The sequence below is a fragment of the Mesorhizobium yinganensis genome, from assembly GCF_040081985.1.
GTDB lineage: Bacteria > Pseudomonadota > Alphaproteobacteria > Rhizobiales > Rhizobiaceae > Kumtagia > Kumtagia yinganensis.
This window is the reverse complement of record NZ_JBEBMH010000002.1, coordinates 538,224-550,696: the sequence shown is the minus strand read 5'-3', so window position 1 is coordinate 550,696 and position 12,473 is coordinate 538,224. Positions and strand designations below refer to the sequence as shown.

The following is a 12,473-nucleotide window of genomic DNA, read 5'->3' as shown; positions in this document are numbered from 1 at the left end:
GCGATTCTTCACCCGCAGGCATGTATCGACCGGAGGCGATTACGATCAAAAATCGGAACGAGAGTCGGGTGCCTATCCGGTTTGATTGGGAGGCTGGGGTCCGTACCGGTGGTGAGATAACGTTGGTCAATAGGATTTAGCGCAAAGCGGTGCCAACTGAAGTTGCGCACTGTGCGATTTGATTTTGCGCGCTACACCGCGCCGATTTACCCCTTCTTGATCCCTCTTTCCAAATCCTTCCCTACGGTTGCATTCCGCTAACCATCGGGCGGATCAGCGAAAATTTAACCCAATTCCTTAAGCGGGCCGATAAGGCTGCCGCGTATTGTCATTCCCATAAAGAGCCCGGGGAAAACCGGGGCAGGGAGACCGGAACACCGGCTCTCGGGAGTAACAGGAGACGGCAAATGAGCACCGGGCTGAAGCCAGTCTGGGCGGGACGCAATATGCGCCTCGACCCTTCCCGCCTGCCGCAGGTGGTGAGCTATGCGACACGCGACGACTTCGGCGATGTCACTTTCACGATCGACCATCGCGGCGCCGTTCTGCGCCGCGTCCTCGACAGGAGCGGCCTTCCGGTGACGGTCGCCCTGCCGGCGCGCGCTTTCCGCGGGGTGGCGGCGCGCGCCATCGAGGACGACCGCGGCAACGTCACGGTGACGCTGGAACTGATGCACCGCGATCCGATGCTGTCGGTTCCGCTGCTGGTGGCCGAGGATCTTGACGACGTGGCGGCCGACTGGCGCGCGTGGTCGGAGGCCTACGGCCTGCCCATGCTGCTGGTCGAGGCCGATGGCGTCGCCCGTCCGCTCGAAGAGTCGCTCGGCAAGGCGATCCGCCCGATGCCGCCGCAGGCGCGGCGCCAGGGCAGGCCGACCAGAGAGCGCCGGCCGCGCTTCCTCATGCGCCGCCGCACCGGCGATCTCGGCCTGCGGCTAGTGGTCGAGGGCGAGGAGATCGTCGCACAGAACTGAGCGGACGCGATCAGGGTCCGACGGCCGGCTTCAGTGCGATCCACACAGCGCCGCCGATCAGGCCGAGAAAGATCAGCAGCCCGACGACCTTGTTCGAATGGAACAGCGCCAGGCACTGTTTCGGATCGTCGATATCCAGCACCCAGACCTGCCGCGCCATATGCGCGCCGGCCGCGACCAGCCCGGCCAGCGCCGGCAGCGGGGCTTCCGCGGCGGCGAAGGCAAGCGCGAAACAGGCCAGCGCCCCGGCATAGAGGCCGGTCAGCCACGCCTTGGTGTTCTCGCCAAACAGCCGCGCCGTCGAGCGCACCCCGACCAGCGCGTCGTCCTCCTTGTCCTGATGCGCGTAGATCGTGTCGTAGCCGATCACCCACAGGATCGAGCCGGCGTAGAGCAGGATCGCCGGGCCATCTATGTCTCCGAACTCGGCCGCCCAGCCCATCAGCGCGCCCCAGGAAAACGCAAGCCCCAGCACCAGTTGCGGCCAGTCGGTGATTCTCTTCATGAACGGATAGGCGGCCACCACCACCAGCGAGCAGAGGCCGACGAGGATGGCAAAACTGTCGAACTGCAGCAGCACGACCAATCCGACAAGCGCCTGCATGATCAGGAAAACCCAAGCCTGCCTGCGGCTGACCTGGCCCGAGGGGAGGGGCCGCGAGCGTGTGCGCTCGACTTGTGAGTCGATCTCCTCGTCGACGATGTCGTTATAGGTGCAGCCTGCCCCGCGCATGGCAATCGCGCCGGCGAGGAACAGGAACAGTACCCACGGCGACGGCAGCAGGCTCATGAGCGTGTCGCCCGGCCGCGCGTAAGCGACGGCGGCCAGTGCCGCGGACCACCAGCACGGCAACAGCAGCAATTGCCAGCCGATCGGCCGGTCCCACCGCGCCAGTTGCGCGTAAGGCCACAGCCCGCGCGGCAGCAGGCGGTAGACCCAATGCCGGCTCGGCGCATCGGCGACCCGGCCCTGGCCGGAACGGGACTGGATGGTTTCCATTTTTTTCAAGCTCCGGCTTCCCGTGCCGTCAGTTTCCTTTCGGCGCGGCGATGCACCCTCCAGAACCGGCGCTTGACCCAGCGCAGGTGCTTCCACCATTCCGGCGGCGGCACAAGGTGCCCCTTCCTGACATGCGCCATGAGTCATCTTCCCTTCGATTTCATAGTGATGGTCGCCGTCTAGCACAATTTGACGCCTTGCCGCGCCCATGCCGAGGCGGTAGCGGGTTCTGGCGAACGGAATCGGGAATTTTGCGCATGAATGTTCTTCTGATCGGCTCCGGCGGCCGCGAGCATGCGCTGGCTTGGAAACTTGCCGCCTCGCCGATGCTGACCAAGCTTTTTGCCGCGCCGGGCAATCCCGGCATCGCGAAAGAAGCCGAAATTGTCGCGCTCGACATTGGCGACCATGCGGCGGTTGCCAGCTTCTGCCAGGATAAGGCCATTGATCTTGTGGTCGTCGGCCCCGAAGCGCCGCTGGTGGCCGGCCTCGCCGACGACCTGCGCGCCGCCGGCATCCGCGTCTTCGGCCCCTCGGAAGCGGCGGCGCAACTGGAAGGGTCGAAGGGTTTCACCAAGGATCTGTGCGCGCGAAAAGACATACCGACTGCCGCCTACGGCCGCTTCGGCAATGCTGATGACGCCGCCGCCTATGTGCGCCAGCAGGGCGCTCCGATCGTCGTCAAGGCCGACGGGCTCGCCGCCGGCAAGGGCGTGACGGTGGCGATGACGGTCGAGGAAGCGCTGGAAGCGGTCGCCGCCTGCTTCGACGGCAGTTTCGGCGCGGCCGGCGCCGAGGTCGTCGTCGAGGAATTTCTGACCGGCGAGGAGGCGAGTTTTTTCTGCCTGTGCGACGGCGTGACCGCGCTGCCCTTCGGCACAGCCCAGGACCACAAGCGGGTGGGCGAGGGCGACACCGGCCCCAACACCGGCGGCATGGGCGCCTATTCGCCGGCGCCGGTGATGACGCCGGAAATGGTCGAGCGCACCATGCGAGAGATAATCGAGCCGACCATGCGCGGCATGGCAGAACTCGGCGCGCCGTTTTCCGGCGTGCTGTTCGCCGGCCTGATGATCACCGCCGACGGGCCCAAACTCATCGAATACAATGTCCGCTTCGGCGATCCGGAATGCCAGGTGCTGATGCTGCGGCTGAAGGACGATCTGCTCGTCCTGCTGTCGGCGGCGGCGGACGGCCAGCTTTCGCATATGTCGGCGCGCTGGCGCGATGACGCGGCGCTCACCGTGGTGATGGCGGCAAAGGGTTATCCCGGCACGCCGGAACGCGGCAGCTCGATTTCCGGACTGGAGCGCGTCCCCGAGGGCGTCGAGGTGTTTCACGCCGGCACCGCCGAGAAGGATGGCAAAATCGTCGCCAATGGCGGCCGCGTGCTCAACGTCACCGCGACCGGCAAAACCGTCACCGAGGCGCAGGCCCGCGCCTATGAAGGCGTCGACGCAATCGACTGGCCCAACGGATTCTGCCGCCGCGACATCGGTTTTCGCGCCATCGAAAGGGAGAAGAACGCATGAGCGTCACGATCTATCATCACCCGAAATGCAACTCGTCCATCCAGGCGCTCGACCTGATCCGGCAGGCCGGCATCGAGCCGACGGTCATCGAATATCTGGTGACGCCGCCGACCCGCGAAAAACTTGGGGAATTGATTGCCGCGCTCGGCATCAAGCCGCGCAACCTGCTGCGCCAGAACGAAAAGATCTATGAGAAGCTCAACCTCGCCGATCCGAAATGGACCGACGACCAGATCGTCGATTTCATGCTGAACAACCCGATCCTGATCAACCGGCCGATCGTGGTGACGCCGAAGGGCACGGTGCTGGCGCGGCCGGGCGATAAGGTGAAGCCGTTTCTTTGACGAGCCGGACACGGGCTTCCGCTGCGATATGGCGAAATCCGTTCGCAGTCACCGACCAGTCTGCCCGATCATCTGACGTCGGTTCGCATCGGATCGACGCTCGAAGTGAAGCGGCAGGCGACAGTTTTACCCGCTCTACCCGACAACCCGAAAACCGTTCGCGCGTTGTCGATGCTCGAAGGGGAAGCGCAGGGGACAGTTTACTTTTTTCGGCAGAAAGGCCGCGGCAGTCCAGAGGTCGCGCGGGCCGAAAAAAGTAAACTGTCCCCGGCATTTACGCCGGCTCGGCCGCGAATTTTGGCGAACCTGTTTCGATTATAGGATGGATAGGGTTTAACTGCCGGGAGCCGCTTTCCGCCATCGCAAGGCAGCCACCTGACCGGCCAGGCCGATGACGGGAATGAGCAGCAAGAGATAATTGTACATAGACATCGGTCTGGTTTCTCGCCTCACCGCCCGAACCCAAACGGATCCGGTGCCGGCGCGGCCGGCAGCGTCCCCTCCGCCTCGCGCCGCTTGAAATGCGTGAGCGAACACGCCGGCGAACACAATATGCCGCGATCGGTCCAATAGGCCGCACCGTTCTCGATCTGGCCGTGGTGATAGTTGAAGCCCGGCATGGTGAAGGGCAGGCCGCACTCGATGCAGCGGCGGGTTTCGGGTCTGGCTAGCATTTCTAGGCGGCCTCGGTCGATCGGATGGGAACAGCCTCTCCCTTAGCGCAGAATGCCGCCGCTGCCGAGCCTCCTCAATTGACGTTTACGTCAAAAGAACCTATCGGAAAAGCGTTGGGGCCTCCGCGTCCCGCGAGGAGGGACCTCAGATGTACCGCGCGCCTGTCGACGAGATTGCCTTCACGCTGAAGCATGTGGCGGGCCTGAAGGCGGCGCTCGATGCGGGCTCGCTGGGCGACCTGTCGGAGGACGTGGCCGATGCCGTGCTGGCTGAAGCCGGCCGCTTCGCCACGGACGAGGTGGCGCCCTTGCGTGCCCTGGGCGACCGGCAGGGCGCGGTGCTTGAAGGCTCCTCCGTGCGCATGCCCGACGGCTGGAAGGAACTCTACCGTCGCTGGATCGACGGCGGCTGGAACGCGCTCTCCGGTCCGGTCGAGTTCGGCGGCCAGGGCCTGCCCACCATGCTGGCGGTCGCGGCGATCGAGATGTGGAACTCCGGCTCCATGGCCTTCGGCATCGGCCCGACGCTGACCATGGGAGCGGTGGAAGCGCTGCACAGGCACGCCTCGCCGGAACTGCGGGCCAAATATCTGGAAAAGCTTGTGTCGGGCGCCTGGATGGGGACGATGAACCTCACCGAGCCGCAGGCCGGTTCCGACCTTGCCGCCTTGCGCGCCCGCGCCGAGCGCGCCGGCGACGGCACCTACCGCATCTTCGGCCAGAAAATCTTCATCACCTATGGCGAGCACGATTTTACCGACAACATCGTGCATCTCGTCCTGGCGCGGCTGCCCGACGCGCCGGCCGGCACGCGCGGGATTTCTCTGTTCCTCGTGCCGAAATTATTGGTCAACGAAGACGGGTCGCTTGGCGCGCGCAACGATGTGTTCTGTTCCTCGATCGAGCACAAGCTCGGCATCCACGCCTCGCCCACCTGCACCATGATCTATGGCGACGGTTTTGCAAAAGACCGGGAACCGGGCGCGGTCGGCTGGCTTGTCGGCGAGGAGAACAAGGGTCTCGCCTGCATGTTCACCATGATGAACAACGCCCGTCTCGCCGTCGGCATGCAGGGCGTGGCCGTCGCGGAGGCGGCGTTCCAGAAGGCGCTCGCCTATGCCAATGAGCGCCGGCAGGGCAAGGCCGCGACCTTTGCGGGCGAAGGCATGGCGCCGATCGTCCATCATCCAGACGTGCAGCGCAATCTCCTGACCATGCAGGCGCTGACCCGCATTGCCCGCGCCATCAGCTATTCCTGCGCCCACGCCATCGACATGGCGCGGGCCGGTGGCGAAAAAGCTTCCTTCTGGCAGGAGCGCGCCAACCTTTTGACCCCCGTGGCCAAGGCATTCTCCACCGATATTGGCGTCGATGTCGCCTCCCTCGGCGTGCAAGTGCATGGCGGCATGGGTTTCATCGAGGAGACGGGCGCTGCGGCCCTGCTGCGCGATGCCCGCATCGCGCCGATCTACGAGGGCACCAACGGCATCCAGGCGATCGACCTCGTCACGCGAAAACTGCCGCAGTCGGGCGGCGAGCATGTGCGCGGCTACATCGCCGAACTGCGCGCGGATATCGAAGCGCTCCGAAAATCCAACCTCGGCGGCTTTGGGCGCAGCGCCGAAAAGCTCGCAGCGGCAATCGATGAACTCGCCGCCGCGACCGACGATCTCCTCGCCATGCTGGCGGACGGGCGGCAGCATGCGGCTTTGGCCGGGGCCACGCCCTATCTAAGACTGTTCGCATTGGCGTCGGGCGGCGCCTTCCTGGCGCGGGCGGCCGTCGCCTCTACCGCGCCCCAGCGCATCGCGCTCTGCCGGTTCTTCGCCGAAAATCTCGCGGGCGAGAGCGTCGCGCTGCGCGAGCGCACGCTTGAGGGCGGGGCGAGCCTGGAAGCCGCCGCCAAGGCGCTTTTCGCCTGAGCCGGAGAAGAACCCATGACCGACCATGTCCTGATCGAACGGCGCGGCGCGATACAGGTCATCCGCCTGAACCGGCCAGACAAGAAGAACGCCATCACCCGCGCCATGTACGGTGCAGTGTCGGCGGCGCTCGCCGCCGGCGACGCGGATCCCGCGGTGCGCGTCCACGTCTTCCTCGGCGTGCCCGGCGCCTTTTCGGCCGGCAACGACCTTGCCGATTTCATGGCGGTGGCCATGGGCGGCGACGGTGGCACGGAAGTCTGGGATTTTCTCCTCGTCCTGGCCCGGGTGCAAAAACCCATGGTTTCCGGCGTCGACGGCATCGCCGTCGGCATCGGCGCGACGTTGAATTTTCACTGCGACATCACGCTCGCCACGCCGCGCACGGCCTTCCACACGCCCTTTGTCGATCTGGGCCTTGTCCCCGAGGCGGCATCCAGCCTGCTCGCGCCAAATTTGCTCGGCCATCAGCGTGCCTTCGCCCTGCTTTGCCTCGGCGAGCCGCTTTCCGCCGAACGCGCGTTAGCCGCCGGCCTGATCCATGCGGTCGTGCCGGAGGACCGGCTGGAGGCCGAGACGCTGGTCATTGCGGAAAAGATCGCGGCCAAGCCGCCGGAAGCGCTGAGGATTGCCCGCGACCTGATGCGCGGCCCGCGCGAGGCCGTCGTCGCCCGCATCGGCGAGGAGAACGAGCATTTTCGCGCCAGGCTGAAGTCCGACGAGGCACGCAACGCCTTCGCCGCCTTCCTGTCGCGCAAGAAGGCGGGCTGACTTTTGAACACCCAGGTCGGCCGCATCTCTTGTGCGGCCGAGGATATCGCATGGCTATGGGACTTTCGCGCCCGTCAGGCTACGGGCCGCGTGTCGCGTCCGTCACACCGGTGCGTAGCAGACGTGGCGATAGCCGTAACCGTCGCGGAACGTGTTGTTGTAGGGGTTGTAGTTCCGGTGGTGCGCGTAGCACCAGCGCACATGCGCGTTGCCGACCGGCGCGACGTGTTCATAGTAGACCGGCGGCTGGGCAATCGCGTTGCCGATGATGGCGCCGGTCACGAACCCGGCTGCCGGCGGAATCCACCAGCCGCCATAACCGCCGTGGTGGTAGTAGGGATGACCCCACCCGCCGCCATGCCAGCCTCCGCCGTGCCAGCCTCCACCGCCATGCCAGCCGCCGCCGTGATAATCGACATCGATCATGCCGGCTTGACCGCTGGAGAGAGCCGGGGCGGGCATCGCGTTTGCCGGTGCGGTCGCGGCCATTGCGGCGAGCGCCATCGCCGCCGCGCCAGCCATGCACAGAAGCTTTTTCATTTCGAACCTCATGAATCATATGCTCGTTAGGGAGCACTGGAATCAACGGCGCCGAAGGCCGGGGGTTGCCATTAAATCTCTGTAATCCGGAACGATGGTGGAGGCGGAGCGCGGCCAAGGCGTCAGGAGCCCCCGCGCATTGTCGGCGTCTTGATCGCCGGTCGGAGAACGATGCCGTATGCCGTTCCCGTCAAGGCGACCGGACCCGTTGAACGCCGCTCCCGGAGCGCCTAACTTGTATGAGACGGCGGGTCGCGCGGGCGCGCGAAAAGAGGATGCGAGGCGATGGAGACTGCCAACCGCAAGCTGACCACAGTCTTTTCCGCCGACGTGCAAGGCTTTTCCCGGCTGATGGAGGTCGACGAGGAAGGCACTTTCGCCACGCTCAAGGTCTATCGCGACGCCATGGCGCGCCTCATCGCGGGGCATGGCGGGCGCGTCGTCAACACCTGGGGCGACGGCGTCATCGCCGAGTTCCCGAGTGTCGTGGCGGCGGTGCGGGCCGCCGTCGACGTGCAGAACGAACTCGCCACCAACAATGCCGGCCGTCCCGACGGGGAGCGTATGTTCTTCCGCATCGGCATCAATCTCGGCGATGTGATCGTCGACGGCGCCGACATCTATGGCGACGGCGTCAACATCGCCGCGCGTCTCCAGGGCGAGGCGCGGCCGGGCGGCATCCTGATCTCCAACACCGTCTACGACCAGGTGCGCAACAAGATGCCGGTCGCTTTCGAATTCCTCGGCAACCTCTCGGTCAAGAACATCGACGAAGCGATACCGAGCTACGCGGTGCGCGTCGGCGAGCCGGCGTCGGCTGCGCAGGCGGCAAACTGGGGCCGGCAGGGAGCCGAAAGCGCGGTGCGGCCGTCGGCCTTGGCCGGGCAGCAGGCTTCCTCGTCACGCCTCAACGTGCTGGGTCTTCGCCTCGACCGCAAGCAGGCAAGCCTGGTCGTGATCGCCGCCGCCTTGGTCGCGATCAACCTCATCGCCTCGCCGCAGGTGTTCTGGGCGCGCTGGCCGCTCCTCGTGTTCGCCCTGATCGCCGGCCTAGACTGGGCGCGCCGCACCACGCGATTCGGCCGCACCCATGCCGTCCTGCTTGTCATGGGCCTGTTCATCACCGGCATAAACCTGGCGTCGTGGCAGGGCGAGTTCTGGGCGGTCTGGCCGCTGCTCGCCTTCGCGCTCATCGCCGCGGGCCGCTGGCTGATGCGCCGCAACGCATAGCCCCTGCCAGTCAGCCTGTCTCCGTGCATCGATCACGGAACGGCGCAATTCACGGATAAAGCCGCGTCTTGCCCCAGCCCTCGCCGTCGCGCGCGAAAACCACGCGGTCGTGCAGGCGGAACGGACGGTCGTGCCAGAACTCGATCTGCACGGGCATGATGCGGAAGCCCGACCAGTGTTTCGGTCGCGGGATATTGCCGATCGCATATTTCGCCGTGTATTCGGCCACCGCCTTTTCCAGCGCGAAACGGCTTTCCAGCGGCCGCGACTGTTTCGAGGCCCAGGCGCCGATGCGGCTGCCGCGCGGGCGCGTTGCATAATAGTCGTCCGCTTCCGCGTCGGAGACGATCTCGACCGGGCCGCGGAGGCGCACCTGCCGCCGGAGCGACTTCCAATGGAAACACATCGCCGCCTTCATATTTCCGAGGATCTCGCGGCCCTTGGCGCTCTCGAAATTGGTGTAGAAGACGAAGCCACGCTCGTCGAAACCTTTTAGCAGCACCATGCGCACATCCGGCAGGCCGTCGGCGTCGACGGTCGCCAGCGCCACCCCGTTCGGATCGTTGACCTCGCTCTTCGTTGCGTCCTCCAGCCACTCCGCGAAAAGCCGGAACGGCTCGGTGCTTTCGGTGAAGTCACCGCTTTTTTCAGCAATATGCAAAGAATTCATGGCGTTAGATGGGGGTTTCCAAAGGGTTCCAGATTGAGGGTTCCAAGCTTATTTCAGCACTGTCAGGCGAGGTTTTATTGCCTCCAGTTTCGTGACCTTATCCATGGCCTGCACGGCGAGCCGGATCTGAGACGCCTCGCGGCTGTAGAGCTCGGCATAGGCGATGTTGTTGTGCCCGAGCGCCTCCATCAGTTGGCGCGTCGAGGCGTCCGCCTCGGCAAGCTTGACGCCCAAAGCCTTGCGCAGTCCGTGCATGGTATAGCCGGGCTCGATGCCCGCGTCCGCGCACCAGCCGGCCATGCGCGTGCTGAGAGACGCATCCGTGTAGGCGCCGCCGCGCGAAGTGACCAGCACCGTCTCGGTGTCGCGCGACAAGGTGGCCAGCTCCCGCTCCAGCATCGGCGTCATGGGCAGGAAGATGCGCCGGCCGCCTTTGATCTTGCGGCCCTTGAACTGCACGAACTCGAATCCGTCGACGGCGCGCACCTCCCCGTTCTCGACGACGTGCTTGGTCGTATAGTGGCTCCAGCGCAGGCGGGTGACGTCGCTGGCGCGGTTGCCCAGCCATAGCGCCAGCGCATAGGCTGTGCGCTGGCGCGTGCCGACCGGCCAGCGCTTTTCGTATTTCGTCATCACCTCGGGTGTCCAGGCTCGGTGGCCGTCCGTCTTCGGATTGCGCCCGATCTTGTAGGTCGGATCGGTCTCGATCCATTCCTCGTCGATCGCCACCAGCACGAGCTTTCGCAGGCAGACGAGGGCGATTCGCTCCATGTGCGGGGTCGCGCTGAATTTCGCCAGGATGGCCTTGGCGACAGAGCGCTTGAGATCCTGCATCGGCTGGTCGCCGACCTTCAGCCTGCCACCGCTGGTGGTGAAGGCGAAGATGCGCTCGATCGTCTGGCTGTAGCGGGTGCGGCTCTTTTCATCGAGAGCTTTCCACTCTTCGCCCATGCGCAGCAGGCGATACGCAGCCTTCATGCTTTTCGGGCTGACGACACTCGGCAGCGCCACCACATCGGCAGTCCGCCCTTCGATCGCGGAGAAATAAACCTCGTCGAAATCCGGCGTGTGCGGCTCGCCGGGAAGCATGACGTCCTTCCAGCCGCTACGGCGCAGGCGCCAGCGCTGCTTGCCGTGGCGCGTGACCATTGAGGAAACGCCGGGGTAGTCTGGGTGCTTCATGGCGCTATCCTACCGCGCTGCCGGCAAGCGCGCTACGGCCAGCAGATCAGTCCAGTTCAAGCAGGCGGTTGCGCCGCCCGGTGTCAGGCAGATCGGTGAATGCCATGTCGAGCGCGACGCGATCCCAGATGGTGCGGCCGTCCAGCCGCTTCGGCTTCGGCATGCGCCCGTCTTTCACCAACTCATCGAATTTCGTAGAGCCGACGCCGATGTAGCGGGCGGCCTCCTCGCGGGACAAGCCGCGCGGCGGGTAGGAAATGGCGTCGGCGCGGCGGAGCGCGGTCACGGTCTTGCATCTCTCCAGGTGATCGGCTTGTCGGCGGTGCCGTCGCACGGCTTTCGCCGCCTGATGGCGTTCCCGCTGGTGACCATAATGTAGCCGTCGGCGAATTCGACGCGGATCGAATTCATCTTGCCGCGCGCCGTGACTACGCAGGCCTGGTCTTTGCGGCTGTGGCGGTCCCAGCGATAGATGTAGGGGAGTATCGAGGCAGTGGGCATCGTATCCATCACTCACACCCTCATCGGCATCAGCACGTAGAACGGGCCGTCAGCCTTGCCGCCGGGCTCGATGCGGGCAGCCGCGCCGGCCGGGCCGAGCAGGAAGGTCACGGTCTCGCTCTCGATGGCGGCCAGCATGTCGAGGCAATATTTGCCGTTGAAGCCGATCTCGACCGGCTCGCCCTGCTCCAGGTCGAGGCGCAGCGCGTCCTCGGCGCTGCCGGCTTCCGGATTGGCCGTCGTCAGCCGCAGATCCTCCTCGCCGAAGGCGAAGCGCACGGCGCTGCCGCGCTCCGACGAGATCGTGGTGACGCGGTCGACGGCTTTCGCTAGTTCCTCGCGGTCGACGCTGAAGCGGTTCTGGTTGTCGGCTGGCACGACGCGCCGGTAATCCGGGTAGGTGCCGTCGATCAGTTTCGAGACCAGCGAGGCCTGCCCCTGCGCGAAACGGATTTTCGTGTCCGACACGGCGACCGCCGCATCCTGCTTTTCGTCCAGGATGGATTTCAGCATGCGCACCGTCTTGCGCGGCAGGATGACGCCAGGCATGCCGTCGGCTCCGGCGGGCAGTGGCAACGGGTACAGCGCCAGGCGATGCCCGTCCGTCGCCGCCGCCTCCAGTCGCTCGCCGGACTGCGCCCAATAGATGCCGTTGAGGTAAAAGCGGGTCTCATCGGTCGAGATGGCGAATTCGACTGCCGCGACCATAGCCGCAAGCGTCTTGCCGGGCAGGCTGAATTCATGGCTGAAGCCGCCCACCGTCATGGTCGGGAAATCAGCGGCTGGCAGCACCGGCAGGCGGAAGCTTGAGCGGCCCGCCGCCAGCGTCATGTTCTGCCCGTCGCTGGTCAGCGCCATCTCGACGCCGTCGGGCAGCTTTTTCACCGCGTCGTGCAGGAGCTGCGCCGGCACGGTGAAGGCCGCGGCGGCGCCGGCCGCGCCCTCGATCGCCGCGGTGTATTCGGCGTCGAGGTCGGTGGCGGTCAGCGACAGCACGCCCTTGGCCGCCGCCAGCCTGAAATTGCTCAGGATGGGGATGGTGTTGCGGCGCTCCACGATTTTCAGCGCGGAGGCCAGCGCCGGCAGCAGCGCTGCGCGGGCGATCACGATGCTGCCGGTCTTGGCCATGGCGT

The 12,473-nt window shown here is 65.6% G+C and carries 14 protein-coding genes; 6 read left to right on the top strand and 8 right to left on the bottom strand.

The window, feature by feature from the left end:
* Positions 1–407 precede the first annotated feature (407 nt).
* Positions 408–974 carry a DUF6101 family protein gene (locus tag ABMA59_RS06325; protein WP_349004459.1) on the top strand — a complete coding sequence of 189 codons (567 nt, stop codon included), beginning with the start codon at positions 408–410 and terminating at the stop codon, positions 972–974.
* Between the two features lie 10 nt (positions 975–984).
* On the opposite strand, the gene ubiA is transcribed toward ABMA59_RS06325, so the two are convergent.
* Complete coding sequence (gene ubiA, locus ABMA59_RS06320; RefSeq protein WP_349004650.1) at positions 985–1,974, bottom strand: 4-hydroxybenzoate octaprenyltransferase; 990 nt, start codon at positions 1,972–1,974, stop codon at positions 985–987.
* A 257-nt stretch (positions 1,975–2,231) separates the two neighbouring features.
* On the opposite strand from ubiA, the gene purD reads away from it, so the two are divergent.
* On the top strand, positions 2,232–3,506 hold the full coding sequence (gene purD / locus ABMA59_RS06315) for a phosphoribosylamine--glycine ligase (protein WP_349004458.1): 1,275 nt from the start codon (positions 2,232–2,234) through the stop codon (positions 3,504–3,506).
* Positions 3,503–3,850, top strand: a complete 348-nt coding sequence (gene arsC / locus ABMA59_RS06310) for an arsenate reductase (glutaredoxin) (RefSeq protein ID WP_425475866.1) — start codon at positions 3,503–3,505, stop codon at positions 3,848–3,850. The genes purD and arsC overlap by 4 nt, the downstream gene beginning before the upstream one ends.
* Before the next feature lie 449 nt (positions 3,851–4,299).
* On the opposite strand, the gene ABMA59_RS06305 is transcribed toward arsC, so the two are convergent.
* On the bottom strand, positions 4,300–4,524 hold the full coding sequence (locus ABMA59_RS06305; protein ID WP_349004457.1) for a hypothetical protein: 225 nt from the start codon (positions 4,522–4,524) through the stop codon (positions 4,300–4,302).
* A gap of 149 nt (positions 4,525–4,673) precedes the next feature.
* On the opposite strand from ABMA59_RS06305, the gene ABMA59_RS06300 reads away from it, so the two are divergent.
* The gene (locus ABMA59_RS06300) at positions 4,674–6,446 is read left to right on the top strand and encodes an acyl-CoA dehydrogenase family protein (RefSeq protein WP_349004456.1); all 1,773 of its coding nucleotides are present in this window, start codon (positions 4,674–4,676) and stop codon (positions 6,444–6,446) included.
* Between the two features lie 15 nt (positions 6,447–6,461).
* Positions 6,462–7,217 carry a crotonase/enoyl-CoA hydratase family protein gene (locus ABMA59_RS06295; protein WP_349004455.1) on the top strand — a complete coding sequence of 252 codons (756 nt, stop codon included), beginning with the start codon at positions 6,462–6,464 and terminating at the stop codon, positions 7,215–7,217.
* Positions 7,218–7,319: 102 nt separating this feature from the next.
* Here ABMA59_RS06295 and ABMA59_RS06290 read toward each other — a convergent pair whose 3' ends face one another.
* Positions 7,320–7,757: a BA14K family protein gene (locus tag ABMA59_RS06290; protein WP_349004453.1), complete on the bottom strand. Its 438-nt coding sequence runs from the start codon at positions 7,755–7,757 to the stop codon at positions 7,320–7,322.
* A gap of 285 nt (positions 7,758–8,042) precedes the next feature.
* Here ABMA59_RS06290 and ABMA59_RS06285 point away from each other — a divergent pair, with 285 nt between their 5' ends.
* Positions 8,043–8,987, top strand: coding sequence for an adenylate/guanylate cyclase domain-containing protein (locus ABMA59_RS06285; RefSeq protein ID WP_349004451.1), 945 nt, complete (start codon positions 8,043–8,045; stop codon positions 8,985–8,987).
* Positions 8,988–9,036: 49 nt separating this feature from the next.
* Here ABMA59_RS06285 and pdxH read toward each other — a convergent pair whose 3' ends face one another.
* The 5 genes from pdxH to dnaN are packed head-to-tail and all read right to left on the bottom strand — an operon-like array spanning position 9,037 to position 12,468.
* The gene (pdxH, locus tag ABMA59_RS06280) at positions 9,037–9,657 is read right to left on the bottom strand and encodes a pyridoxamine 5'-phosphate oxidase (protein ID WP_349004450.1); all 621 of its coding nucleotides are present in this window, start codon (positions 9,655–9,657) and stop codon (positions 9,037–9,039) included.
* Between the two features lie 48 nt (positions 9,658–9,705).
* Positions 9,706–10,839 (bottom strand): tyrosine-type recombinase/integrase, encoded by a 1,134-nt coding sequence (locus ABMA59_RS06275; RefSeq protein WP_349004449.1) that lies wholly within the window; start codon positions 10,837–10,839, stop codon positions 9,706–9,708.
* Positions 10,840–10,885: 46 nt separating this feature from the next.
* Positions 10,886–11,125, bottom strand: coding sequence for a helix-turn-helix transcriptional regulator (locus tag ABMA59_RS06270; RefSeq protein ID WP_349004448.1), 240 nt, complete (start codon positions 11,123–11,125; stop codon positions 10,886–10,888).
* Entirely contained in the window at positions 11,122–11,349 is a 228-nt protein-coding gene (locus tag ABMA59_RS06265) for a hypothetical protein (RefSeq protein ID WP_349004447.1), read from the bottom strand. The genes ABMA59_RS06270 and ABMA59_RS06265 overlap by 4 nt, the downstream gene beginning before the upstream one ends.
* A gap of 3 nt (positions 11,350–11,352) precedes the next feature.
* Positions 11,353–12,468: a DNA polymerase III subunit beta gene (dnaN, locus tag ABMA59_RS06260; protein ID WP_349004446.1), complete on the bottom strand. Its 1,116-nt coding sequence runs from the start codon at positions 12,466–12,468 to the stop codon at positions 11,353–11,355.
* Between the last annotated feature and the right edge of the window lie 5 nt (positions 12,469–12,473).

Excerpts from the sequence above, each read along its gene's own strand:
- ubiA (WP_349004650.1), bottom strand. The coding sequence starts at position 1,974 with ATGGAAACCATCCAGTCCCGTTCCGGCCAGGGCCGGGTCGCCGATGCG.
- purD (WP_349004458.1), top strand. The coding sequence starts at position 2,232 with ATGAATGTTCTTCTGATCGGCTCCGGCGGCCGCGAGCATGCGCTGGCT.
- ABMA59_RS06265 (WP_349004447.1), bottom strand. The coding sequence starts at position 11,349 with ATGGATACGATGCCCACTGCCTCGATACTCCCCTACATCTATCGCTGG.
- ABMA59_RS06325 (WP_349004459.1), top strand. The coding sequence starts at position 408 with ATGAGCACCGGGCTGAAGCCAGTCTGGGCGGGACGCAATATGCGCCTC.
- ABMA59_RS06275 (WP_349004449.1), bottom strand. The coding sequence starts at position 10,839 with ATGAAGCACCCAGACTACCCCGGCGTTTCCTCAATGGTCACGCGCCAC.
- ABMA59_RS06285 (WP_349004451.1), top strand. The coding sequence starts at position 8,043 with ATGGAGACTGCCAACCGCAAGCTGACCACAGTCTTTTCCGCCGACGTG.
- ABMA59_RS06290 (WP_349004453.1), bottom strand. The coding sequence starts at position 7,757 with ATGAAAAAGCTTCTGTGCATGGCTGGCGCGGCGGCGATGGCGCTCGCC.
- arsC (WP_425475866.1), top strand. The coding sequence starts at position 3,503 with ATGAGCGTCACGATCTATCATCACCCGAAATGCAACTCGTCCATCCAG.
- ABMA59_RS06305 (WP_349004457.1), bottom strand. The coding sequence starts at position 4,524 with ATGCTAGCCAGACCCGAAACCCGCCGCTGCATCGAGTGCGGCCTGCCC.
- pdxH (WP_349004450.1), bottom strand. The coding sequence starts at position 9,657 with ATGAATTCTTTGCATATTGCTGAAAAAAGCGGTGACTTCACCGAAAGC.
- ABMA59_RS06300 (WP_349004456.1), top strand. The coding sequence starts at position 4,674 with ATGTACCGCGCGCCTGTCGACGAGATTGCCTTCACGCTGAAGCATGTG.
- ABMA59_RS06295 (WP_349004455.1), top strand. The coding sequence starts at position 6,462 with ATGACCGACCATGTCCTGATCGAACGGCGCGGCGCGATACAGGTCATC.
- dnaN (WP_349004446.1), bottom strand. The coding sequence starts at position 12,468 with ATGGCCAAGACCGGCAGCATCGTGATCGCCCGCGCAGCGCTGCTGCCG.